Genomic DNA, 25,296 nt, shown 5'->3' with positions numbered 1-25,296 from the left:
GTAGTGCTTATGCAAGAGTTGAGAGAAAAACTTGCATATATCGTGTTTTTGCTATCAGCCTATGTGTGTATTTTTTGTGTAGGCTTGATATGCTTTTTTTTATTTAGCAATGGGATACCTGCTATCAAAAACATCGGTATAATTGATTTTTTGTTTGGAGAAACCTGGAAACCTTTAGATGAGGAATTTGGTATTTTTCCAATGATTATAGGGAGTATTTATATTACTGCTGGAGCTATTATTTGTGGAGTTCCAATAGGGATTCTTAGTGCTGTTTTTATGTCAAAATTTTGTAATAAAAAACTGGCAAAAGTTCTAAATCCTGCAATTAATCTAATGGCAGGGATTCCTTCTATAGTTTATGGTTTTTTTGGTCTTGTTGTCCTTGTTCCATTTATACAAACTTTGTTTGGAACAAGTGGAAAGGGTATTTTAAGTGCTTCTCTTCTTCTTGGAATCATGATTCTTCCTACAATTATTACAATCAGCAAAACTGCAATTGATGCGGTTCCAAACTCTTATTATGAAGGAGCATTAGCACTTGGTGCAACTCATGAAAAAAGTGTATTTTTAGTTCTTCTACCTGCGGCAAAATCTGGAGTTTTGACAAGTATTATACTTGGTATTGGTAGAGCCATAGGAGAAACGATGGCTGTGGTGATGATAGCAGGGAATCAAGCTGTTCTTCCTCAAAGTATTTTAGATGGAGTTAGAACATTGACAACAAATATTGTTTTAGAAATGGGATATGCAACAGACTTGCATAGAGAAGCATTGTTGGGAACAGCTGTGGTTTTATTTGTCTTTATTTTGCTTATTAATCTTTTATTTTCAGTATTAAGTAGGAAGCAAAGATGAGAGCTATATATAAGGATAAATTATCACTTTTCTTGTTGTTTTCTGTGTATGTAGCAATTATTATTGTAATTGGATTGTTTTTGCTTTTGGTGGGATATATCCTTATTAAGGGGATTCCTCATTTAAATTTTGAATCCTTTGCTTGGGAGTATAATTCTGTAAATGTATCAATGATGCCAGCAATTATCAATACCGTATTGATGGTAATTGCAAGTTTATTTTTAGCAGTTCCAATTGGTGTATTTGGTGCTATTTATTTGGTAGAGTATGCAAAAAAGAGTAGTAAGTCTATCACGATTGTTAATTTAATGAGTGAGACTTTATCGGGTATCCCATCAATCATTTTTGGTCTTTTTGGCTATTTAATGTTTGTCGTATATTTTGGTTTTGGTTATTCTTTTTTAAGTGGGGTTCTTACGCTCTCTATTATGATATTACCATTATTGATACAAACAACCCAAGAATCTCTAAAATCTGTCCCTTTGAGTTATAGAGAGGGAAGTTTTGCACTTGGTGCAGGGAAACTAAGAACTATATTTTTTATCATTCTGCCATCAGCAATACCAGGGATTCTTAGTGGTATTATTTTAGGTACAGGTAGAATTGTTGGAGAAAGTGCAGCATTAATTTATACTGCTGGGACATTGGCTCAAGTTTTTCAAAGTCTCTTAGATTCTGGAAGGAGTCTTAGTGTGCATATGTATGCTCTGCTTTCTGAGGGTCTTTATGTAAATCAGGCTTATGCCGCGGCTTGTATTTTACTTTTTATTATCATCTTGCTTAACTTAATATCATCGCTTATAGCAAAATATTTTTCAAAGGAAAAATTATGAGTAAATTTAATATCTCAAATTTCAATTTATTTTATGATAATTTTCATGCACTAAAGGATATTAACATTCAGATAGAAGAGAGGGAAATTACTGCTTTTATAGGACCTAGTGGTTGTGGAAAGTCTTCATTACTTAAAACCTTGAACCGTATGAATGATCTTGTAGAAGGTTGCAAGGTTGAGGGTAAAATACTTCTAGATGAAGTGGATATTTATGGAGATATAGATGTCAATCTCTTGAGAAAAAGAGTAGGAATGGTTTTTCAAAAGCCCAATCCTTTCCCAATGAGCATTTATGACAATATAGCCTTTGGGCCCAGAACTCACGGAATCTCTAATAAACTTCAGCTCAACAATATTGTTGAAGATTCTTTGAGAAAAGCTGCAATATGGGATGATGTAAAAGATAGATTACATAAGAGTGCATTGGGATTATCAGGAGGACAACAACAAAGGCTATGCATTGCAAGAGCTTTGGCAATATCTCCAGAAGTTTTATTGATGGATGAGCCCACTAGTGCTTTGGATCCAATTTCAACCACTAAAATTGAAGATTTGGTTTTAGAGCTCAAAAAACACTATACAATAGTAATTGTTACGCATAATATGCAACAGGCTGCTCGTATATCAGATAAAACAGCATTCTTTTTATTAGGAGAGTTAATTGAGTTTGCATCTACAAAACAGATTTTTTCAATGCCAAAAGAAAAGCAAACTGAAGATTATATAACAGGGAGGTTTGGATAATGAGAACATTTTTTAATTCCCAAATGGATTTATTAAATACTGAGTTGATTAAGATGGGAAGTTTATGTGAAGAGATAATTGGTCTATCTATCAAGGCACTACAAAATCGTAAGGATTTGTATAAGGAGGTTGCTAACTTAGAATCTCAAATTGATAGACAGGAAAATGGCATTCAAGATCTATGTATGCAAATTTTATTGCAACAGCAACCAGTTGCAGGAGATTTGAGAAAGGTTTATTCTGCATTAAAGATTATATCTGATATGGAAAGAATAGGAGATATGGCGCTAGATATTGCAAAGATTGCCAAAGAACTGACAAAAGATGATTGTCAAGCAGGGCTGGAAGATATGGCAAAATCAACAATTGAAATGGTGAGTTGTTGTGTTGATTGCTTCATAAAACAAGATTTAAATATCGCTCATAAAGTGATTGAGAATGATGATATTATAGATGGGTTATTTTATAAAATAAAACAAAGTATTATCACAAGATTGGGTGTAGATTCTCATCATAGTGAGGCATTAATTAATTATTTGATGATTGCAAAGTATTTTGAAAAAATTGCAGATCATTCCACTAATATTGCAGAATGGGTAAAATATTCTATTACAGGACATTATGTAGGTGAAGAATGATTTATATTTTAGAAGATGATGATAGTATCAGAGAGCTTGTAATTTATACATTACAAACACAGAATTTTGAAATACAGGGGTTTAAAACAGCACAAGACTTTTTTAAAGCTCTTAAAACCTCCCTGCCAAAATTGATATTGCTTGATATTATGTTACCAGATCAGGATGGATTAAGTGTCTTGCAAACTTTAAAAAATAAAGTTACAACTAGAGAGATTCCAACAATTTTACTTACTGCTAAAAATAGTGAGTTTGATAAGGTGAAGGGTCTTGATATGGGAGCTGATGATTATATTAGTAAGCCCTTTGGCGTGATGGAGCTTATTGCAAGAATCAAGGCAGTTTCTAGGAGAATTCAATCCAGTGTTAAAGAAGAATTTAGAATCAAAAATTTCTACTTTAATGATAAAAAACATTTGGTTAGCATTGATGGCGTAAATATTGATCTTACTTTGAAAGAATACAAGATCTTGCACTTATTTTTAAATTATCCCAATATAGTTTTTAGTAGAGAACAAATTGCAATGGAAGTTTGGGGGGATGACTTTCCAAGCATTAGTCGCACAATTGATATGCATATAAAGACTCTGCGTCAAAAATTAGGCATTTATGGCAAGCTGATCTCCACTGTTCGTGGGGTTGGTTATAAATTAGAACAACAAAATATTGATCATGACTAAGAGAATTTTTAGAGCAATTTTTGGTTCTTCCTTGCTAATTCTTTTAATTAGTATTTTATTGCTAGGTGTTTTTATAGACAGAGAATTGGAAAAAAAAATTCATAATAATCTACAAGATGAAACAAGAGTTGTTGTGGAATTTCTAAAAAGAAATACCCTGGAGATGCTTAAGGGTAATTTTTTACAAAATCGCATTAGAATCCTTTCTCCTGATAAAGAAGTTTTATTTGATAATATTATTTCTCTTAAAGATGAATTAAAATACTCAACAGAAAAAGCACCGCAAAAGATTTTTAATGATCTTGCTATGCAAAGGTGTTATGAAGAGAATCTAACAACAAAAGTTTTAAAGATTACAACAATTTTGCCTGATGGAAAAATTTTAGAAGTATCTAATTGCAAGACTTATTTTTTTGGTATTATTTTTAGTGACTCTCTGATTTTATTTGCTCTTTTCCTTTTTATTTTTATTTGTAGTTTCTTTCTGGCCTCATATCTATCAAAGATAATCATTTTACCCCTTAATAATATCGATTTAAAAAATCCTTACAATTCTAAAATCTATGATGAGTTTCTCCCATTCTTATCAAAAATATCTCAGCAAGAAACATTGATTCACAAGCAAATCGCACAATTAAAACAAAAACAAGAAGATTTTAATGCAATCACTCAAAATATGCAAGAAGCCTTTTTGATTATTGATGATCAATATAGAATACTTTCTTTTAACAAGAGTGCAAGTAGGTTATTTGGGGCGATTTATTTGGGGGATAATATTTTTGGAATCAGTCGTCAAAAAGAACTTAAAGAAGCAATAGAAAAGGCATTGCAAGGAAAAAATAGTGAGGAGATTCTAGAAAAAGATTCTTGTTTTTATCAAGTTTTTGCAAGTAGTGTTTATGAGGATAAAAAAATTATTGGAGCAGTAATATTGATTTTAGATATTACTGAGATTAAAGAGAGGGAAAATTTAAGACGAGAATTTAGCGCAAATGTATCTCACGAGTTAAAAACGCCTCTTACTTCAATTTTAGGCTATGCAGATCTAATAAAAAATAATTTAGTGCCTCAAAAAGATATGCAACAAATTGGGACAAAGATTCATCAGCAATCACAACACTTGTTGGAACTTATCAATGATATCATTAAAATTTCAAGGCTTGATGAAGGACAGTCTCCTTATCAAAAAGAAGAATTTAATCTAAGAGAGAGTATAGAAAACATCTTGCAACATATTAACACCAAAGATATTACTATAAAACTTTTTGGGGAGTGTAAAATATTTGGGGTAAAAACCCTGATAGAAGATATGATTTTTAATCTTTGTGATAATGCGGTTAAGTATAATAAAAAAAATGGAAAGATTTTCATTACTCTAGAAGAGAGCCAATCAGGAGGATCTTTTAGTATTCAAGATACAGGGATGGGTATCAGTATTCAAAACCAACAAAGAGTTTTTGAAAGGTTTTTTAGGGAAGATAAGAGTCGTTCCAAAACAATAGAGGGAACAGGACTTGGATTATCTATCGTAAAACACATAGCAATCCTACACTCTTTTGATCTCAATCTTCAAAGTGAGCTAGGTGTAGGAACGACTATTACTGTTTCTTGGAATAAAAAATAGTGTTATCTTTTTGTTTTCTTATGAACCATTTCAACTAGTTTGATTGCATTTTCTCTTGGTAGGTCAGGTAGCATTCCATGACCTAAGTTAAAAATATGTCCAGCTTTTTTTCCCATAATTGCAATAATATCATCTATCGCCATTTCCATACTATCTTCATTATAAAGACGACTTGGTTCAAGATTTCCTTGCAGAACATATTTTTGTCCTAAATATTGTTTTGCAACCTCCATTGGTGTCCCCCAATCTACTCCAAATACATCAAAATCACCTTTAATATCATTTAGATATCCAGCAATACCTTTTGGAAATAAGATAATAGGAATATCTTGAAAATGTGTTTTAATATATTTTGCAATATCAATCATATAACCCCAACTAAATTCAAAATAAGCATCTTTTTCTAAAGCACTTGCCCAAGAATCAAAAATCATAACCGCATTGGCCCCTGCTTTAATTTGCATACTCAAATAGCCTTTGATTTCATCAGTAATTTGTTTTAATAAATAATGCATTGTCTGCGGATTCTCATAAACCATTTTTTTGCTTTTTGCATAGGTCTTGCTTCCTTCTCCCTCAATCATATAAGTTGCAAGAGTCCAAGGAGAACCACAAAAACCAATCAGTGCCTTATCTTTTGCAAGCTTACTCCTTACGCTGGATACAGTATCATAAACATAATCTAATTTTAAGTAAGCATCTTTTTTTAATGAACAAACATCTTGATAATTTTTGATTGTATTTAAAAATTTTGGTCCTTCTCCTAAAACAAACTCTAAAGGCAAACCCATCTCAAGAGGTAATACTAAAATATCACTAAATAAAATTGCAGCATCTACATTTAAAATATCAATAGGTTGAAGTGTTACCTCTGTTGCTAATTCAACATTTTGACAAAGCTCTAAAAAGCTCCCTGCTTTTTTTCTACTTTCTCTATATTCTTCTAAATATCTTCCTGCCTGCCTCATCATCCATATTGGAGTATAAGGAGTTTCTATTCTTTTACAAGCATCAATAAAAATCATTTTTATCTCCTTTTGTGTTTTATGAATAACGCAAAGTTAAATATTCTTTAGGAACACAATAGTCCTCACAATTGTCTATCAGAGTGTCATAAAAACCATTATCATATCCTAATCTAAACATCATCTCAATACCCTTTTTTTGTTTTTCATTTATCTCAATAGAATCTGTATTTGCATAAAGATTTAAATAAGTTTGTAATTCTTTCTCCCCTACCCTAATAATTCCTCTCTCTAACAGCATATTAGATAGTATTCTCTTTCCAGTTAAAGCTAATTTTACCGCATCAGTTAGAGTATTTTCTATATCAATAGCTTTGTTTAGGGGGATGGATCTGCGTATCACCATTCCACCCAAAGGTAAGGGCAAATTTTCTTTTGCTAATTCAAGCCAAATATCCCACAATTCTCTCTCAACAACTAGATTCTGATCATAGCACAATATAGACTCATGAATTAAAACCCCAGCATCAACCTCTTGATCTAAAACTGCCTTTTCAATTTCTAAAAAATTTTTATAAATAATTCTAGCATCAGGATACGCAATCTTAAATAATAACGCATTGCTTGTATGCTCACCACTCAATGCTACTTTAAAATTTCTTTTTAAAATAGTATTTTTTCTTTTTACTAGTTTTGGACCATAACCATTTCCAAAACTTACCCCTGTTCTTAGTAAAGCATATTCTTTTCTTACTTTAGGATAAAGTGCAAAAGAGATTGCGCTTACATCATATTCTTGTTTTAAAACTTTTTGATTTAGGGTTTGGATATCAAGCGCAATGTTTTTAAACTTTAAACCATATTTACTATTTGCCCAACCAAAAACAATTGGATAATACATAAATAAATCATCAGCATCGGGACTATGTCCTACACTAATCATCACTTTCCTTTTTTGGGTCTTATTTAAAAAGATGTATTATATTTTTAAATCATAACAAATGCAATACAAATTACTAAGGTGTAGAAATGCTTATTTTGATTACGGGTGCAAGTTGTGGGTTTGGAGAAGCAATAGCAAAAAGGTTTGTTCAAGAAAATCACGAAGTTATCTTGATTGCAAGACGTAAAGAAAAATTAAAAAATTTACAAAAAACCTTAGGAAATAAATGTAAAAAAATCATTGCTAGCGATGTGAATGATATGGATACTATTAAAAAGGAATTAGAAGAAGAGCTGAATAATATTGACATTCTAGTTAATAATGCTGGTTTGGCATTGGGGATTGAGAGTGCGGAAAATTGTGAGATCAGTGATTGGGAAAAAATGATTGAAACTAATATTTTGGGGCTTGTAAAAGTCACACATTTTGTGTTACCTTCAATGGTTAAAAAGCATCAAGGACATATTATTAATATAGGATCTATTGCTGGAACCTACCCTTATGAAGGCGGTAATATTTATGGGGCTACAAAGGCATTTGTAAAACAATTTAGCTTAAATCTACGAGCAGATCTTGTAGGTAAAAATATAAGAATTACAAATATTGAGCCGGGGTTGTGTGAAGGTAGTGAATTTTCCATTGTTAGATTTAAAGGGGATGTAAAAAAAGCCAGAGAACTTTATGAAAATGCAAACGCTCTCACTCCTGAGGATATTGCAGAGAGCGTATATTGGTGTGCGATGCTACCTCCCCATGTCAATATTAATCGCTTGGAGATAATGCCAACTACTCAGGCAAGTGCTGGATTAAAGGTGCATAAAACTATAAGATAATGCCACCACCTAGCACTTTATCATCGACATAGACCACAAGAGCCTGCCCTTTTGCCACTCCATAAGCAGGCTCTTTTAATCTTGCTATGATCTTATCTTCTTCTATTCTTATGCTAGCTTTGCTTGGAATGCTTCTATATCTTATCTTGATAAAATACTCACCACTTTTAAAATTTTTTGGTAAGGATTTATTGAGTGCTACAACATCAAACACTGCTAACTCTTCTCTTTTTCCTACGGTAATTTCATTTTTTTCTGGATTGATGCTTAAAACAAAATGTGGTTCATGAGCACCTTTTATATTAAACCCCCTCCTTTTTCCAATGGTATATTGCATATACCCTCTATGGCTTCCTATAATATTTCCCTTAATATCTCTAACATTACCCTCTTTCTCGACATCTAGATGCTTTTTTAAAATATCAATATAATCTGTATCAACAAAACAGATTTCTTGAGATTCTTTATAAGTTTCTAAACTTCCAAGCCAAGGCATAGCCTTAAACGCTTGTGGTTTAACTTCTTCTTTTAGCATATTTCCTAGAGGAAAAATTAGAGAATCTATTGCTTTTTGGGAAATTGCATAAAGAAAATAACTTTGATCCTTGCTTTTATCTTTAGCCTCTTGGATACATTTTTTGCCATTTATTTCACCAATTCTTGCATAATGACCCGTAGCAATTTTTTCACAACCACGCTCTATAGCCTTTTCAAGAGCTAGACCAAATTTCATCAATGGATTACATAAAGCACAAGGGTTTGGAGTCTCTCCTCTTTTGTAACTTTGTATAAACTCATCATAAACTCTTTTTTTAAATTCTTCTTGAGCATCTATGACTTCAAAATCAAATCCAAGATTCTTTGCCACTTTTTGACAATTTTGTATAAATATCTTATGCTTTTCTTCTTTATCGTGTAACTTTAAATAAAATCCCTTAACAGTATAACCCTGACTTTTAAGTAGATATGCCGAATAAGAGCTATCAACACCTCCACTCATTAAAAGTGCAACTTTCATATTTTTCCCTTTCTAAATGAAAGCTCCATATGACATAAGTTTGTTATATCTTTTTGCAATGAAGTCTTTCTCTTCTCTTATCTCTTTTAGGTTTTCAAGAAAATATTTCTTAATTGCCAAGGCTGCAAACTCTTTATCTCTATGTGCTCCTCTGCTTGGTTCTAATATAATATCATCAATAAGTCCAAACTTTTTAAGCTCTTCTGGTGTAATTTTCATAGCCTTGGTAGCTGATTCTATCTTTGCAGGATCATTCCATAAGATTGCAGCACATCCCTCAGGAGAAATAACACTAAAAATAGAATATTGCATCATTGCAAGTCTATCTGCAACACCAATTGCTAAAGCACCACCGCTACCACCTTCTCCTATGATGATAGAGACTGTAGGAACTTTAAGTGCAGCAAACTCTTGAAGATTCTTGGCAATTGCTTCACTTTGCCCTCTCTCTTCAGCACCAAGTCCAGGATAAGCTCCAGCTGTATCTATCAGCATTAAGATAGGAAGATCAAATTTTTCTGCAAGCTTAGCAGCTCTTAAGGCTTTGCGATAACCCTCAGGATGAGGCATACCAAAATTCCTCATTACCTTTGTTTTTGTTCCCCTACCTTTCTCTTCTCCTATAACTAGCACTCCTTGACCCTCTATTTTGCCAATAAAACATACAATTGCTTTATCATCACTAAAGTGCCTATCTCCACTAATCTCATAAGAATCAGTCAACAAAAGCTGTATATAATCCATGGCATAAGGTCTATCAGGATGTCTTGCAAGTTGCAACTTTTGATAGTCACTCATCCCACTATAGATAGAACGCACTTCTTTTTCAAGTTCAACTTCTAAAATATCTTTTGCAGCAGTGTCACCACGAATGACTGCCATTTCTATCTCATCTTGAAGAGCTTTAATTTTCTTCTCGAAGTCTAGATATACCGCCATTATTCTTTATTTCCTATTGTATAAAATTTAGATTTTTTTAAAAACAATAACTCCATTGGTTCCTCCAAAACCAAAAGAGTTGCTCATTACAGCATTGATTTGTTTTTCTCTTGCAACATTTGGAATATAATCTAAGTCACACTCAGGGTCTTTTACTTTTTGATTAATTGTAGGAGGTAGGATTCCATTTTCCATAGCCATAATAGAAATAACCGCTTCAATTGCTCCGGCTGCTCCAAGACAATGTCCTATTTGACCTTTTGTAGAACTTACCAAGGGAATATCTGCACCAAATACTTGCTTGATTGCCTTTGTTTCATATAAATCGTTGTATGCTGTACTTGTTCCATGAGCGTTAATATAATCAATCCTTGTATTTGCCATATTTAATGCAGCTCTCATCGCTCTAGCAGCACCCTCTCCTTCAGGAGCTGGTGTTGTAATATGATTTGCATCACCACTCTCTCCAAACCCAACAACTTCAGCATAGATCTTAGCACCTCTAGCCTTTGCACTATCATAATCTTCTAATACTAATGCTCCAGCTCCCTCTCCCATTACAAATCCATTACGATCTTTATCAAATGGTCTAGAAGCTTCTTGAGGATTGTCATTACGATCGCTTAATGCTTTCATTGCGGCAAAACCTCCAATCCCTACAGGACAGATCGCAGATTCTGATCCAATCACAAGCATCCTATCAGCACCACCTAACATAATAGTTTTTGTAGCCTCAATAATAGCGTGAGTTCCAGCAGCACAAGCAGTTACACTGGCAAGATTTGGTCCTTTAATACCAAACTCTATAGAGGTAAATCCTCCAAGCATATTAACAAGGGCTGATGGTATAAAGAAAGGATTAATTCTTCTTGCACCTCTTTCAAAACAAGTAATCGAATTTTTTTCTATATTACCAAGTCCACCAATACCAGCCCCACTGCTTACACCAAACCTTTCTGAAATGCTTGTATCACATTTTCCATCACTACCTAATAAACCACTATCAGCCATAGCTTCTTTAGTAGCTTTAAGCGCAAGCTGTATGAAGCGATCTGCCTTTTTTATTTCTTTTGGATTCATTACGGTATTTGGATCAAAATCTTTAATTTCTGCTGCAATCTGAACTGGAAAGTCACTTACATCAAAACTAGTAATTCTATTAACCCCACACTTACCCTCTATTATGGATTTAAAAGAATCTCCTTTATTTAATCCTAGTGAATTTATCATCCCTAAACCAGTTACAACGACACGACGCACAAAATACTCCTTAACTTAATTTTATAGTGTAGCTTTTTTAAATTTAAAATTCTGAAAGATAGGTGAAAACCACCTATCAAGCAAAAATTACTTTTTATTAGCTTCGATATAAGCTACAACATCACCTACTGTGCTAATTTTTTCTGCTTGCTCATCCGGAATTTCAATACCAAATTTTTCTTCTAAAGCCATAACAAGTTCAACAACATCCAAAGAATCAGCACCTAAATCTTTTACGAACTCTGCTTCTGGTTTTACTTGATTTGCATCAACATTAAGTTGTTGAACTACCACTTCTTTTACATCATCAAAAATTGCCATTTTTTACTCCTTGGGTATATTTTAAGAATGCAAAATTCTATCAAAGTTTTTTTAAAAAATAAACTTAAAATTCTTATCTTAAGGTTTTTTTGACCTCAAAATTTTAAAAAATTCATCAAAATATCTTTACCATATCTTGAGAGAATAGATTCTGGATGAAATTGTAATCCATAAATTGGTAATTCTTGATGCTCTAACCCCATTACTACACCATCATCACTCAAACAATTTACTCGAAGTGGCTCTTGAAGATTTTTAACACACAAAGAATGGTAACGACCTACCTGAAATTGATTAGGAATCCCCTGAAATAAGGAGCTATTATAGTGAGTAACCACAGAAGTTTTACCATGAAAGGGATTTTTTAATCTGCAAACCTTGGAGTTAAAGAAATGAGCAATAATCTGATGTCCTAGGCATATGCCTAAAATAGGCTTTTTTAGGTAGATTTTTTCCAAGATTTTTAAGCTATGCTTCATTTCTTTAGGATGGCCATAACCTGGGGAAAAAATCACATGGGAGGAATTTTCTAAAAATTTCCAATCTATCTGATGAGGGTAAAATACTTTAAGATTGAAGTCTTTTAGGTAATGCACAATGTTGTATGTAAAAGAATCATAATGATCAATCATTGTTATTTGAATCATAAAAATACCTCTACTACACCTCTTACGGAGTTGATGCAAAAGATTTTTTCTGCTCTTTTCAAGTCTTCAAGGAACAAAACCTTCTCTTTAATCTGCTTTTTTCTTAACATTTTTTTACGCATTATGCCATTTAAGAGCCCGCAATCTAATCTTGGAGTCAATAATTCTTGGTTGATTTGCAAAACAAGATTGCTTCTTGCACCTTCTGTAAGCTCATTGTTTTTGTTATAAAAAATACAATCAAAGAATTCTCCTTGCCTAATTTTTTCTCGCGTTTTTTCATACCAAGGTGCGTAAGTTGTTTTGTGATACAAGAAGTCATTTTGATGTTCAATTGGATTTTCTGATAGAACTATTTTTGTAGTAGTTAGTTTTTCCAATCGTTTGTATTCTTGTTTTAATCTCCCTTGTTTGTTTAAAGTAATTCTTAAAATACCATCCTTGGGTTTTTTTATTTCTTGGAAGTTTGGAATCTTAAATCCAAAATAATCAGCAGAATCTAACATTCTTTTTTTATGATAAGAAAAGTTTTGAATTTTCCCACCTTTTACTAACATTGTCTCAACAAGTAAAAAATCTATTTTGGGATAAATAAAAAGTGATTTTAGGATACTTTCTTTATATTCTTCCTTGGCTTTACTATCCCATACAATTCCACTTCCAACATTTAGTTTTAACTCTTTTGAATCCCTTTCTTGATGCAGTGTTCGTATGGGGACATTAAAACACATTTTATCTTTTTCAATCACACCAATTAAACCACAATAAACCCCACGCGGATTTTTCTCTAGTTCTTGAATTATTTGAATAGTCTTATATTTTGGAGCCCCTGTAATTGATCCACAAGGGAATAAAGCTTTAAGAATATCAATAAGAGTTATATTATCTCTAAGCACTGCTTGAATTTCAGATATCATTTGATGCAATGTTTTATAAGATAAAATCTCAAAAAGCTTTTCTACCTTTACATTGTGTGAGATTCTGCTTAAATCATTGCGCAATAAATCTACAATCATTACATTTTCACTCTGATTTTTTTCACTATTTTGCAGATCCTGTTTATTTTTTTGATCCAAAAACTCATCCTGAACTCTTTTTATGGTTCCCTTCATTGGTTGAGTAGTGATTTTTTTACCCTCTACTTTAAAAAATAACTCTGGTGAAAAAGATAGGATTGTTTCATAATCATTTTGAATTAAAGCCTTATAATCCGTATCTTGGTTTTTTAAAATTTCATTAAATATGTTTTGATAGTGACTTTGTGTTTTTAGCTTAATAGGATAAGTGTAATTTACCTGATAAGTATCCCCTCTTCTAATAGCTCTTTTGATTTTTGCAATATTTGTTTTATAGAGATGAAAGTCTTGTGTGTTACTAATTTGTGGGTAAAAGGTATAGAAATTGGTTTTTGTTTTTACAAAGGGTTTTCTTTTGGCAAAAAGCTCAAAATAAAGTAGAGGCTTTGTTGTTTTATAATTTTGATGATCTAAAACCCTCCAAGCCTCATATCTGATATAGCCAACTAAAAAGCCTAAATGCCTTTTTTCTTCCAGCTGTTTTAAGACTTTAAAAAAATCCCATTTATTAAATGCTACAAACTTTTCAAGTAGTTCATAATAATAAAAATTCCCAAAAACCATTAATCAATTTTTAAAACTGCCAAAAAGGCCTCTTGGGGTAGTTCTACTTTACCAATGGCTTTCATGCGTTTTTTACCTTCTTTTTGTTTTTCAAGTAGTTTTCGTTTTCTTGTAATGTCTCCACCATAACACTTAGCAGTTACATTTTTTCCCATTGATTTGATTGTTTCTCGTGCAATAATTTTATTTCCAATACTTGCTTGAATTGCAACCTCAAACAATTGTCTTGGAACAAGTTCTTTCATAGATTCTACAAGAGCCTTACCTTTTTCATAGCTTTTGGATTTATCTACAATGATAGATAGTGCATCTACTACTTCACCTGCAACCCTCACATCAAGCTTAACCAAATCACCTACTCTAGATTCTATGGGTTCATAATCAAAACTTGCATAACCTTTTGTGCAGGACTTTAGCTTGTCGTAAAAATCCATTACAATTTCATTGCTAGGAATTGCATACTCTAGCATTACACGATTTTGACTTAAATAATCCATTTTTTCTTGTATTCCTCTGCGATTACTAAGTAGAGTAATAATATTGCCAAGATAATCAGATGGGGTAATGATGGATGCTCTGACATAGGGTTCTTTAATACTTGCAATTTTTTGCTCAGGAGGCAATTCACTAGGGTTTTGTACCATTACCTTGCTTCCATCAGTAAGCTCAACTTCATACACTACAGTTGGGGCGGTTGCAATTAGCATAAGTCCAAACTCCCTCTCTAATCTCTCTTTGACAACCTCCATATGCAAAAGTCCTAGAAAACCTACCCTAAAGCCAAAACCAAGCGCTATGCTTGTTTCTGGTTCAAAGCTTAAAGCAGAATCATTTAAACGCAATTTATTGAGTGCATCTCTTAATTCCTCAAATTTATCTGTCTCAATAGGATAGATACCAGCAAACACAAAGGGTTTAGCGGGCATAAAACCCTCAATTGGAGATTTTGTCGGGTAGTTTGCATCTGTAATAGTGTCCCCCACAGCCATATCAGTAACACTCTTTAAACCAAGAGATATGATTCCAATCTCTCCGCACTCAATACTCTGTGTTTTGATTTTTTGCAAGGGGTGAGGATAATATAAGCCCAATACTTCGTGTTTTTTCTCTGTACTCATAATCATCACTTTTTGATTCAATGAAATTTTTCCATCAATCACCCTTACAAGCGCTAATGCTCCCAAATAATTATCAAACCAAGAATCATAGATGAGAGCTTTTGTTGGTGCTTGTTTATTGCCATTTGGTGGTGGTACTTGCGTGATAATTCTTTCAATTAGTTCTTTAATCCCTACACCACTTTTTGCACTTACCTCTAATGCATCTGTGCAGTCAATACCTATACTAGATTCTATTTCTTCAGCAACCCTTAGTGGATCTGCTGCAGGTAAATCAATTTTATTGATTACAGGAATAATTTCTAAATTATTATCAAGTGCAATATATACATTTGCAATAGTTTGGGCTTCTACTCCCTGTGAGGCATCCACTACAAGAAGCGCTCCCTCACAACTACTTAAACTCCGACTTACCTCATAACTAAAATCAACATGCCCTGGAGTATCTATAAGGTTTAGGATATACTCTTCCCCTTGATAGGAGTATTTTAAACGCACAGATTGTGCCTTTATTGTGATACCTCTTTCCTTTTCAATATCCATTGTGTCCATTATTTGACTTACCATTTCTCTATCACTAACACCACCACATTCTTGAATGAGCCTATCTGCAAGAGTAGACTTTCCATGATCAATATGTGCAATAATAGAAAAATTTCTAATTTTATCCATCACTCCAAAACTTCCTCAAAAATATGTAAAAAACTAATGAAATTGTATCAAAAAAGTATTTAATTCTTTTGATTCTATTCAGTTACAATGAGTAATTTATGGCTCTTGTAAGTTTTTAATCTTGGTTTTTTAAGATTGATATGACAAAGATTTGTGGATTAGAATCTTCTTGAGGAGTTCAGATATTTTTATTCTTTTTTGTTGTAGAATTCTGTTTCTAAAAACATAGACTTAAGTAGTCTAAAACTTTGAGTAAATTTGAGAGTGTATTAGGCATGGATTCTTATGAGTACGGCGAACTTTTAAAAAATTTAAAAACTAAAATCAATAATATCCAAAAAATTATAAAACCCGAAAAATTACAAGAAAGATTAGATGAGATTGCTATCTTAGAACAAGATAGTAATTTTTGGAATGATGTAAAAAAAGCAGGAGAGATAGGCAAAGAGAAATCAAAAATTGAGAGAATGATTCAAACCTATCAGGGTGCTAAAAGCCTTATTGATGATGCTTCTGAGCTTTTTGAGCTTTCTCAAAATGAAGCAGAAACTCTAGCATTATTATTTGAAGAGTCTGCAGAACTTGAAAATTCTATCAAACGGGTAGAAATAGCAGTAATGTTAAGTGGCGAATATGATGGTGCAAATGCTATTGTTACAATCCAGCCTGGTGCAGGTGGAACAGAGAGCCAAGATTGGGGGAGTATTTTATATCGTATGTACTTGAGATGGTGTGAAAGAAAGGGTTATAAGGCTGAAATTTTAGACTATCAAGATGGAGAGGAGGCAGGAATCAAGGGAGTTGCATTTCTGATTAAAGGAGAAAATGCCTATGGGTATATGAAAACAGAAAATGGAGTGCATCGTTTAGTGAGAAATAGTCCATTTGATGCAAATGCAAAGCGACATACTAGTTTTGCAAGTGTGCAGGTAAGCCCTGAATTGGATGATAATATAGAAATTGATATTGAAGAAAAAGATATCAGAATTGATACTTATCGTGCAAGTGGTGCTGGAGGACAGCATGTAAATAAAACAGAATCTGCTATCAGAATTACTCATCTTCCAACTGGTATTGTGGTGCAATGTCAAAATGACAGATCGCAACATAAAAATAAGGCTACAGCTCTAAAAATGCTAAAATCTAAGCTCTATGAGATAGAAAGAGAAAAGCAAAATAGCTCGATATCTTCTCAAGAAAAAAGTGAAATTGGTTGGGGGCATCAGATTAGAAGCTATGTGTTAAGTCCCTATCAGCAAGTTAAGGATAATCGTAGTAATATTGCCTATAGTAATGTTGAGGCAATATTAGATGGTGATATTGATAGTATCATAGAGGGTGTATTGATTTCAAAAACTTAAAGAAAAGGTCAAGGAGTGAAACAATGAATCAAGAAGAACTTGATGCACTAATGAAAGCTCATCAAGAACAATGGGATGAGGAAGCTGAAGCAATGCCTCATTCTGTAACTCATCAAGATATAGAAGATGATTCTCTTAAAGATAAGGAAAATAGGTTGCAGACTTTGCAATCTATAGCTCTGCAGTCTCAAAAAGCACTTGAAGATTCTGATATTGAGCTTAAAAATTTACAGGATAAGAACAAACTCATTAATCAAAATATCCAAGAGATTCTAAACTATGCAATTAGACATCTTGAAATTTTTGAAAAGCTTGTATTAAAATTTCCAAACATAAAGATTTTTGATAATTCATTTCACGAAACTCAAGAAGTGATAGAAAAAATTATTGCCATTCAAGAAAATAGCAAGAATTCTTCAAAACACTGTTTAAACTTAGATGAAAAGCTTAAATCCCAAAAAGCCTATCATCAAAAAATTAATCATATCATGGATACTACAAGAGCTTTATCTTTTTATATCCATCATTTATTTCAAGATCCTATTGATGAGACAAGGCTTCCTGTTTTTCCAAAACAAGAAACTGAAGATCAAGACAATCAATTTGATAATGAAATTCAAGCAATTATTACCTCTTTTGGAAGGAAAAAATGAAAAAAGTTCAATTACTCTCCCCTGCTGGAAATTTACATAAATTAAAAATTGCTATTAATTTTGGTGCTGATGCAGTTTATGGCGGTGTTAGCCATTTTTCACTACGAAATCGTGCGGGAAAAAATTTTGATTTTGAAACCTTTGAAGAGGGTATCAAATATGCCCATCAAAGAGGCAAAAAGGTTTATGCTGCAATCAATGGCTTTCCTTTTAATCATCAAATCAAACTACTAGAAAAACATATCACACAGATGGCTGATATTAATCCGGATGCATTTATTATTGCTGCACCTGGTGTTGTTAGATTGGCAAAAAAGATTGCACCACATATTCCTATTCATCTTTCTACACAAGCTAATGTATTAAATATTTTGGATGCTGAAGTTTTTTATGAAATGGGTGTAAAAAGAATTGTTGCAGCTAGAGAAATGAGTCTAAAGGATGCCATTGAGATAAAAAAACATTTACCGGATTTAGAAATTGAAATTTTTGTGCATGGAAGTATGTGTTTTGCTTTTTCTGGTAGATGCCTCATCTCTGCTCTTCAAAATGGTAGAGTGCCTAATAGAGGTAGTTGTGCAAATGATTGTAGATTTGATTATGAATATTTTGTAAAAGATAAAGAAACAGATAGGCTTGTTCCTTTTGATAATGAAATTTATCTTAAAGCTCCAGATAATAATGCAGTGATAAAAATTGAAGAAGAAGAGGGAATTGGATCCCATATTCTTAATTCTAAAGATTTAAATCTAGCAAGCCATCTGCAAGAAATTTTAGATTCTAATGCAATTGATGCATTAAAGATTGAAGGTAGGACTAAATCAACATATTATGCAGGGATTACTGCAAGAACTTATAGAATGGCAATTGAAGATTATTATGCAAATAAAATCAATCCTCAAATCTATCAAGAAGAACTTCATACTCTTAAAAATAGAGGATTTACTGATGGCTATATCATAAGAAGACCTTTTGAAAGATTAGATACACAAAATCACAAGAGTGCAATTAGTGATGGGGATTTTCAAGTATGTGGGGAAGTGAGTGAAAATGGTGAGGAATTTTTGTGTAAATATAGTATCCATATTGGAGATGCTCTAGAAATTGTAGCACCTTTAGATAGCGCAATCCCAAGTATTGAAAATGAAATAGGAAAAGTTTATCAAGATGGCAATAAGCACTTTTTGGTTTTAAATAAGATTTTGTTAGATAATCAACAAGAGCTCTCAAGTATCCATAGTGGGAATATTCACTCTGTTAAGTTGCCTGCTAAGCTTCCTGCATTTAGCTTTTTGAGAATTCCTAATCCTGAGAAAAAACACAATGAATCTCTCAAAAATTAGTGTTGCAATTTTAGTAAAGAATTCTGAAAAAACCATCAAAGAATGTTTGGATGCCTTAAAGAATTTTGATGAAATTATTTTGCTTGATAATTTAAGTGATGATAACACATTAGAGATTGCAAAACAATTTCATAATGTGAAAATTTATCAAAGCGATTTTATAGGTTTTGGTGCATTAAAAAATCTTGCAATCTCATATGCAAAGAATGATTGGATTTTAAGCATAGATTCTGATGAAGTTTTAGATGAAGATGCTATCAAGAGCATTAATGATCTTAAACTTGATTCACATTGTGTTTATGCCCTAAGCAGAAAAAATCACTACAATGGTGAGTGGATCAAGGCTTGTGGCTGGTATCCTGATTATGTAAAAAGACTTTTTAACAAAAAAGAGGTTAGCTTTAATAGCGCTTTAGTCCATGAAAGCTTAAATGTGCCTAAAAATTTTCAAGAGATAAAGTTAAAAGGAAGCATCAAACATTATTCTTTTAAAGATATTACACAACTTTTAGCCAAGATGCAACACTACTCTTCTCTTTGGGCGCAGCAAAACCCACATCGCTTTTCTTCTCCTATGATTGCTATCTTGAAGGGTTTTTGGACTTTTATACGCAATTATCTTTTTAAAAGAGGATTTTTATATGGCTATAGAGGATTTGTTATTAGTATTTGTAATGGCCTTGGAGCATTTTTTAAATATATGAAACTTTATGAAAACTCTTTAACTACCCCTAGTGTGAGTCTTATTGTAACTACCTATAATCAAAAAGAGCGTCTAGCTCTTGTTTTGGATTCTATTTTGGAGCAAAAACTTATGCCAAATGAGGTTTTGATTGCAGATGATGGCAGTGGAGAAGATACAAAGGAGCTTATTTTAGATTATCAAAACAAGTTTCCAATTCCCCTTAAACATATTTGGCAGGAGGATTGTGGTTATCGATTATCAAAATCTCGTAATCATGCAATATCAAATGCTCAAGGTGAATATATTATCATTGTAGATGGAGATATGATCTTATCTCCATTTTTCATACAAGATCATTTAAAGTTTGCAAAAAAAAGTTGTTTCATCCAGGGTGGAAGAATCATATTAAATGAGCTAGAAACTCAAAGTATTATGCAAGAAAAAAATCATAAAAAAGCTTTAAATAAAAAAATATTTAAGAATCAAAGGAATTTAATTCTTTCAAAAATTATTTTTTATCTCTCTCAAAAAAATAAAAAAAATGGAATAAAAAAAGACAAGCTTTTGTCTGTCAGAGGTTGCAATATGGCATTTTATAAAGAAGATGCTTACGCAATCAATGGTTTTAATGAAGATTTTATAGGATGGGGAAGAGAAGATAGTGAGTTTGTGGTGAGATTTTTAAATGCTGGGGGAGAAATGAGAAAACTTAAGTTCTATGCCCTAGCCTATCATTTGTATCATCAGGAAAATTCTCGCAATATGCTAAAAGAAAACCATCAAATTTACATACAAAGCATTGAGCAATCCAAAAAATGGTGCAAAAATGGCTTACTTAAGGATACCTAATAACCTTTTTAAATAATATTTAAATCTACCTCTAGCCTTTTGGTGCTCTTTTATAAAATCTTTTATTTCCAATGTGTAAAGATAATAAGCAAGTTTATTTTGCTTTAGAAATTCTTCTAATTTCAAAGAGCGCAACATCTCTTGGGAATCTTTAAGATAATGAGTATAAGAAGGATTTTTAATACTCACATCATAAAGAATATGAAAGGGTATTGGAAATTTTTGAATGATATTTTTTTCTCTATACCATTGAATAATATCTTTAAAATTTTTGATTCTATCAAAAGCTACAGGAGCATTTGCAACTATAGAGTTATGATGTTGGCGGTAGTAATATGCAGAGCCTTTAAATGTTATGAACTTTTTACATAAGGGCAAGAGCATATACACAAATCCCTCATCTTCCATAATGCGTTGAGGAAGAAAATAAATTGAATTTTTAACCACCAACTCCCTTTTAATGCAATAACTCCATATAGTGCCTCCCAGATTGATATTACTAGGTTTGAGATAAAACTCTTTTATGCTAGAAATTTTTAAATTTTTATTTTTCAAAGAGGCTGGGGATTTAGTAGAAAATTTTAATATTGTAGTATTTTTGATCACATCTGCATCTGTTTGCATTATGACTTGATAAAAATGTAAAAAATAATCCCTAGAAAGCAAGTCATCAGAATCCATAAAACAAAGGAAATCACCTTTTGCATTTAGTATTCCCTTGTTTCTTGCTTCGCTCACACCACAGTGCTTTAATTTAATTAACTTAAAATTTGCAAATAATTTTGCATTTTCTTCAAGTATTTCTATGCTTTTATCTGTTGATCCATCATCAATAGCAATAACCTCAAAATCTAAAAAACTTTGATTTAAAATAGAATCTAAAGTTTCTTTAATATAACCCTCTCGATTATAAACAGGTAGTATTACAGAAAAGAAAGGTTTATTTTCAATATCCAAGCTCTGGGATCTTACCACTTGAAAGATTTTTTCTTCTGTCTGTAAATCCAAGAAGCTTACTTTGATCTTTTTTGTAGATGGAAGAAACTCTATAGATTGGATATCTTTTATTTCTTGTAAGGATTTTATAATTTCTTGATTGGCATCAGGGTCACAGGAAACCCCATTTTGTGAAATTTTGAAAGTTAAAACATTCATAAAAAGCCCTAATTTTTTAAAGTTATCAGCATAATGCTAAAATCTTAAAAAGTGCTCATTATATCCAACTATGCCTTAAAATCACAAAATTGCAAGTGCTTATGTCAAAATCTTTTCAATAAAAATCTTAACCTATTGTTTCGAAGTATAATGAGTTGCTTTTCATCAATAATTCTAAATCCTCCCATAAAATAGCGCAAAAACATCGCCTCAAAATTTAATTTTTCTATTTTGCAATTTTTCTCTTTAATCATACTTGGTATCAGAACTATTTGCTTTTGTCTCATAATTGCATAATTGCCTATAAAATCATTACAGCCAACATTACCCAAATAATATTTTTCTTTAAAAATAATAAAAGAATTCTCATCTAGCACCTGTCTTTTAATACCATCTATTTCAATACCAACAATTTTCCATTTGCCTAAAAAAATTTTATTCTCTAGAGCAAGAGATAAGCTTGTTGCGCCTAACAGACAACAAAATAAATTCAAAATAAAAATTACTCTCAAAGACTTAACCTCTTATCTTTATATCAACACTAGCTTTGCTACAATATCAAAAAAATACTTAAGGAATAATATGAATTTTGTCAGCATTATTATGGGTAGCAAGAGTGATTATAAGATTATGCAATCAGCCATTGAAGTGTTAAAACAATTTAATGTAACTTATGAGGTTATTATTTCTTCGGCTCATCGTAGTCCAGATAGAACAAAGCAATATGTTAAAGAAGCAGAGCAAAAAGGTGCAAAAGTTTTCATAGGAGCTGCTGGAATGGCCGCTCACTTGGCAGGTGCAATTGCTTCAATGACAACTAAACCAGTGATTGGTGTCCCATTATCAGGGGGTGCTTTAGATGGATTAGATGCCCTACTTAGCACAGTTCAAATGCCAAGTGGAATGCCTGTAGGAACATTGGCAATTGGAAAGGCTGGAGCTGTCAATGCAGCATATTTAGCTATACAAATTTTAGCACTTAGTGATAAAACTCTTGCATTAGCTTTGCAAAAAGATAGAGAAGAAAAAATCAAAAAACTTCAAGAAGATTCTAAGGAGATTGAGGTTATTCTTTGATTTATTTTGATACTTGTCAAACCCCTATTGGAGATTTTGATATTACTATCTTACAAGATAAGATTGTTTCTTTTCTTCCATCAACGCCTCAGAGTTGTGAGCAAAGACAAACAAAACTAACCCAAGAAGTGAAAAAACAAGTAAATGCTTATTTCAAGGGTGATTTAAAAGAATTTATTCTTCCTCTTTTGATAAAAGGGAGTGATTTTAAAAAGAAAGTTTTAACACAGATTCTACAAATTGAATATGGAGAACAAAAAAGTTATAAAGAGATTGCAAGAGAAATTGCAAATCCACTAAGCTATCGTGCGGTTGGCAATGCTTGCAATCAAAATGATTTTTGCATCATTATTCCCTGTCATAGAGTTGTCTCATCACATGGTATTGGAGGATATGCCCTAGGATTAGATAAAAAAATTTTTTTACTCAAACTCGAAGGCTCTCTAAAATAAATAAAAAATCATCAAATTTATATTAATAGGCTAACAAAACTTTATAGTATCCATATAAAGTTTTATAAATTATTTGTTAAATACTGTTATAATTACACAATTTAAACAAGTAATTTAAGCAAGGAGAAATGATGAGTAAAAAACATACCTTTCAAACAGAAATCAATCAACTTTTAGACTTAATGATACACTCTCTTTATTCCAATAAGGAAATTTTTCTAAGAGAGTTAATTTCTAATGCTTCAGATGCTCTAGATAAAATGAATTATCTCACCTTAAGTGAAGACAAATTTAAAAATATGAAGTTTGATGCACGCATTGATATTAAATTTGATGAAGCTAAAAAAACACTAAGTATTATAGATAATGGGATTGGGATGAATGAGGAGGATTTAATCAATCATCTAGGAACCATTGCTAAATCTGGAACTAAAAGCTTTTTATCCAGCCTTAGTGGGGATAAGAAGAAGGATTCTGCTTTAATTGGTCAGTTTGGTGTGGGCTTTTACTCTGCTTTTATGGTGGCAGATAAGATTATTGTTCAGACAAAAAAAGCAGGAGAAGATCAGGCTTTTGCTTGGATTAGTGATGGAAAGGGAGAATATGAAATCACTCCATGTCAAAAAGAAACACAAGGCAGTGAGATCACACTTTATTTAAAGGATGAAGATAAAAATTTTGCTTCAAGGTGGGAGATTGAAAATATTGTAAAAAAATATTCTGAGCATATTCAATTCCCAATTTATCTTCACTATACACAAACCAACTATGAGGGTGATAAAAAAGTAGAAAAAAAAGAGGATAAAATTGAGCAAATTAACCACGCAAAAGCTATCTGGAAAATGGCAAAGAATGAGTTAAAAGAAGAAGATTATAAAGAGTTTTATAAAAGCTTTAGTCACGATAATAATGAGCCACTAAAGTGGATTCATACAAAAGTGGAAGGAAATTTAGAATATACAACATTGTTTTTTATACCAAAGAATGCGCCATTTGATTTGTATCGAGTTGATTATAAATCAGGCATTAAGCTTTATGTTAAAAGGGTTTTTATTACAGATGATGATAAAGAATTATTACCGCAGTATTTAAGATTTGTTAGAGGGGTTATAGATAGTGAAGACTTACCCTTAAATGTAAGTAGAGAGATTTTACAGCAGAATAAAATTCTTGCAAATATTAAATCAGCTTCCACTAAAAAGATACTAAATGAGATTGAGAATCTAAGCAAGGATGAAGAACAATACAAAGGATTTTATGAACAATTTGGAAGGGTATTAAAAGAAGGGCTTTATAGCGATTTTGAAAATAAAGACAAAATACTTAACCTTTTGAGATTTGATACTTTAAACCAAGATCTAGTTTCTTTAAAGGCTTATAAAGAAGCAATGCCTCAGGATCAAAAAAGCATTTATTATTTAATTGGCGAAAATAAAGACCTCTTAAAAGCTTCCCCAATTTTAGAAAAATATACCCAAAAGGGTTATCAAGTTTTATTGCTATCTGATGAAATTGATTCTTTTGTGATGCCAAATGTAAATGAGTATGACAAAACACCAATGAAGGATGCATCAAGCAAACAAGCTTTGGAAGAATTAGGAATGGAACAAATTAGTGAAGAAGATAAGAAAAATTATGAGGAATTAAGTAAAAAAATTAAGGAAAAACTTGGCGATCAAATCAAAGAAGTCGTATTATCAGCAACTCTTAATTCTCCTGTGGCACTTATTGGAGAAGAAGAAAATGCAATGATGGCAAACCTAATGAGACAAATGGGGCAAAATCCAGTGAGTATGCCAAAGAATCTAGAAATTAATATCAGTCATCCTGTCATTAATAAACTTAATAAAATGCAAGATAAACAAGAATTTGAAGATATGGTCCATCTTCTTTTTGATTCAGCAAAAATATTAGATTCTGGAAGTATCCAAAATACAAAAGACTTTACACGCAGAATCTATGATCTAATAGAAAGAGCAATCTGAT

The 25,296-nt window shown here is 32.1% G+C and carries 25 protein-coding genes; 14 read left to right on the top strand and 11 right to left on the bottom strand.

Going from position 1 to position 25,296, the window contains the following annotated elements; genetic code table 11:
• Positions 1 to 9 precede the first annotated feature (9 nt).
• From pstC to C6H31_RS04150, 6 genes are read left to right on the top strand one after another with little or no spacing between them, the layout of a single operon-like run.
• Positions 10 to 858, top strand: coding sequence for a phosphate ABC transporter permease subunit PstC (gene pstC / locus C6H31_RS04175; RefSeq protein WP_104697568.1), 849 nt, complete (start codon positions 10 to 12; stop codon positions 856 to 858).
• Entirely contained in the window at positions 855 to 1,691 is an 837-nt protein-coding gene (gene pstA, locus C6H31_RS04170; RefSeq protein ID WP_104697567.1) for a phosphate ABC transporter permease PstA, read from the top strand. Before pstC ends, pstA begins: the two co-directional genes overlap by 4 nt.
• Entirely contained in the window at positions 1,688 to 2,437 is a 750-nt protein-coding gene (pstB, locus tag C6H31_RS04165; protein WP_104697566.1) for a phosphate ABC transporter ATP-binding protein PstB, read from the top strand. Before pstA ends, pstB begins: the two co-directional genes overlap by 4 nt.
• Entirely contained in the window at positions 2,437 to 3,075 is a 639-nt protein-coding gene (phoU, locus tag C6H31_RS04160; protein ID WP_104697565.1) for a phosphate signaling complex protein PhoU, read from the top strand. Before pstB ends, phoU begins: the two co-directional genes overlap by 1 nt.
• The gene (locus C6H31_RS04155; RefSeq protein ID WP_104697564.1) at positions 3,072 to 3,755 is read left to right on the top strand and encodes a response regulator transcription factor; all 684 of its coding nucleotides are present in this window, start codon (positions 3,072 to 3,074) and stop codon (positions 3,753 to 3,755) included. Before phoU ends, C6H31_RS04155 begins: the two co-directional genes overlap by 4 nt.
• Positions 3,748 to 5,379: a sensor histidine kinase gene (locus C6H31_RS04150; protein WP_104697563.1), complete on the top strand. Its 1,632-nt coding sequence runs from the start codon at positions 3,748 to 3,750 to the stop codon at positions 5,377 to 5,379. The genes C6H31_RS04155 and C6H31_RS04150 overlap by 8 nt, the downstream gene beginning before the upstream one ends.
• A gap of 2 nt (positions 5,380 to 5,381) precedes the next feature.
• On the opposite strand, the gene hemE is transcribed toward C6H31_RS04150, so the two are convergent.
• Both hemE and C6H31_RS04140 read right to left on the bottom strand, forming a co-directional pair.
• On the bottom strand, positions 5,382 to 6,404 hold the full coding sequence (gene hemE / locus C6H31_RS04145; protein WP_104697562.1) for a uroporphyrinogen decarboxylase: 1,023 nt from the start codon (positions 6,402 to 6,404) through the stop codon (positions 5,382 to 5,384).
• A gap of 19 nt (positions 6,405 to 6,423) precedes the next feature.
• Positions 6,424 to 7,287, bottom strand: coding sequence for a menaquinone biosynthesis family protein (locus C6H31_RS04140; RefSeq protein ID WP_104697561.1), 864 nt, complete (start codon positions 7,285 to 7,287; stop codon positions 6,424 to 6,426).
• Between the two features lie 86 nt (positions 7,288 to 7,373).
• On the opposite strand from C6H31_RS04140, the gene C6H31_RS04135 reads away from it, so the two are divergent.
• Positions 7,374 to 8,120 carry an SDR family NAD(P)-dependent oxidoreductase gene (locus tag C6H31_RS04135; protein WP_104697560.1) on the top strand — a complete coding sequence of 249 codons (747 nt, stop codon included), beginning with the start codon at positions 7,374 to 7,376 and terminating at the stop codon, positions 8,118 to 8,120.
• Here the strand turns inward: C6H31_RS04135 and mnmA are convergent.
• From mnmA to lepA, 7 genes are all read right to left on the bottom strand, one after another.
• On the bottom strand, positions 8,110 to 9,138 hold the full coding sequence (gene mnmA / locus C6H31_RS04130; RefSeq protein ID WP_104697559.1) for a tRNA 2-thiouridine(34) synthase MnmA: 1,029 nt from the start codon (positions 9,136 to 9,138) through the stop codon (positions 8,110 to 8,112). The two genes, C6H31_RS04135 and mnmA, sit on opposite strands and share 11 nt — an antisense overlap.
• Positions 9,139 to 9,150: 12 nt before the next feature.
• Positions 9,151 to 10,077 (bottom strand): acetyl-CoA carboxylase carboxyl transferase subunit alpha, encoded by a 927-nt coding sequence (accA, locus tag C6H31_RS04125; RefSeq protein ID WP_104697558.1) that lies wholly within the window; start codon positions 10,075 to 10,077, stop codon positions 9,151 to 9,153.
• Between the two features lie 27 nt (positions 10,078 to 10,104).
• A complete protein-coding gene (locus C6H31_RS04120; RefSeq protein ID WP_104697557.1) occupies positions 10,105 to 11,337 on the bottom strand; it encodes a beta-ketoacyl-ACP synthase II in 1,233 nt (410 codons plus the stop codon).
• An 87-nt stretch (positions 11,338 to 11,424) separates the two neighbouring features.
• Entirely contained in the window at positions 11,425 to 11,658 is a 234-nt protein-coding gene (acpP, locus tag C6H31_RS04115) for an acyl carrier protein (protein ID WP_104697556.1), read from the bottom strand.
• Positions 11,659 to 11,753: 95 nt separating this feature from the next.
• The gene (locus C6H31_RS04110) at positions 11,754 to 12,305 is read right to left on the bottom strand and encodes an anthranilate synthase component II (protein ID WP_104697555.1); all 552 of its coding nucleotides are present in this window, start codon (positions 12,303 to 12,305) and stop codon (positions 11,754 to 11,756) included.
• Complete coding sequence (locus C6H31_RS04105; protein ID WP_104697554.1) at positions 12,302 to 13,945, bottom strand: chorismate-binding protein; 1,644 nt, start codon at positions 13,943 to 13,945, stop codon at positions 12,302 to 12,304. The genes C6H31_RS04110 and C6H31_RS04105 overlap by 4 nt, the downstream gene beginning before the upstream one ends.
• Positions 13,945 to 15,735: a translation elongation factor 4 gene (gene lepA, locus C6H31_RS04100; protein WP_104697553.1), complete on the bottom strand. Its 1,791-nt coding sequence runs from the start codon at positions 15,733 to 15,735 to the stop codon at positions 13,945 to 13,947. The genes C6H31_RS04105 and lepA overlap by 1 nt, the downstream gene beginning before the upstream one ends.
• 275 nt (positions 15,736 to 16,010) lie before the next feature.
• On the opposite strand from lepA, the gene prfB reads away from it, so the two are divergent.
• Genes prfB through C6H31_RS04080 form a run of 4 tightly spaced genes read left to right on the top strand, consistent with a single transcriptional unit; the run spans position 16,011 to position 20,626 of the window.
• Positions 16,011 to 17,096 (top strand): peptide chain release factor 2, encoded by a 1,086-nt coding sequence (gene prfB / locus C6H31_RS04095; protein ID WP_104697552.1) that lies wholly within the window; start codon positions 16,011 to 16,013, stop codon positions 17,094 to 17,096.
• Between the two features lie 23 nt (positions 17,097 to 17,119).
• The gene (locus C6H31_RS04090; protein WP_104697551.1) at positions 17,120 to 17,749 is read left to right on the top strand and encodes a hypothetical protein; all 630 of its coding nucleotides are present in this window, start codon (positions 17,120 to 17,122) and stop codon (positions 17,747 to 17,749) included.
• Complete coding sequence (locus C6H31_RS04085; protein WP_104697550.1) at positions 17,746 to 19,092, top strand: peptidase U32 family protein; 1,347 nt, start codon at positions 17,746 to 17,748, stop codon at positions 19,090 to 19,092. Before C6H31_RS04090 ends, C6H31_RS04085 begins: the two co-directional genes overlap by 4 nt.
• Positions 19,073 to 20,626 carry a glycosyltransferase family 2 protein gene (locus tag C6H31_RS04080; protein WP_104697549.1) on the top strand — a complete coding sequence of 518 codons (1,554 nt, stop codon included), beginning with the start codon at positions 19,073 to 19,075 and terminating at the stop codon, positions 20,624 to 20,626. The genes C6H31_RS04085 and C6H31_RS04080 overlap by 20 nt, the downstream gene beginning before the upstream one ends.
• Here the strand turns inward: C6H31_RS04080 and C6H31_RS04075 are convergent.
• Positions 20,609 to 21,781: a glycosyltransferase family 2 protein gene (locus tag C6H31_RS04075; RefSeq protein WP_104697548.1), complete on the bottom strand. Its 1,173-nt coding sequence runs from the start codon at positions 21,779 to 21,781 to the stop codon at positions 20,609 to 20,611. The genes C6H31_RS04080 and C6H31_RS04075 overlap by 18 nt on opposite strands.
• Before the next feature lie 104 nt (positions 21,782 to 21,885).
• Positions 21,886 to 22,293, bottom strand: coding sequence for an META domain-containing protein (locus C6H31_RS04070; RefSeq protein WP_104697547.1), 408 nt, complete (start codon positions 22,291 to 22,293; stop codon positions 21,886 to 21,888).
• 70 nt (positions 22,294 to 22,363) lie between these two features.
• Between C6H31_RS04070 and purE the strand changes: the two genes are divergently transcribed.
• The 3 genes from purE to htpG all read left to right on the top strand — a co-directional run bounded on the left by purE (position 22,364) and on the right by htpG (position 25,295).
• A complete protein-coding gene (gene purE / locus C6H31_RS04065; protein WP_104697546.1) occupies positions 22,364 to 22,858 on the top strand; it encodes a 5-(carboxyamino)imidazole ribonucleotide mutase in 495 nt (164 codons plus the stop codon).
• Positions 22,855 to 23,310: a methylated-DNA--[protein]-cysteine S-methyltransferase gene (locus C6H31_RS04060; RefSeq protein ID WP_104697545.1), complete on the top strand. Its 456-nt coding sequence runs from the start codon at positions 22,855 to 22,857 to the stop codon at positions 23,308 to 23,310. The genes purE and C6H31_RS04060 overlap by 4 nt, the downstream gene beginning before the upstream one ends.
• 128 nt (positions 23,311 to 23,438) lie before the next feature.
• Entirely contained in the window at positions 23,439 to 25,295 is a 1,857-nt protein-coding gene (gene htpG / locus C6H31_RS04055) for a molecular chaperone HtpG (protein ID WP_104697544.1), read from the top strand.
• The last annotated feature ends 1 nt before the right edge of the window (position 25,296 follow it).

The sequence above is a fragment of the Helicobacter sp. 'house sparrow 1' genome, from assembly GCF_900199585.1.
In the GTDB taxonomy this organism is placed as follows: Bacteria; Campylobacterota; Campylobacteria; order Campylobacterales; family Helicobacteraceae; genus Helicobacter_H.
This window is presented reverse-complemented; position numbering and strand designations above follow the sequence as displayed.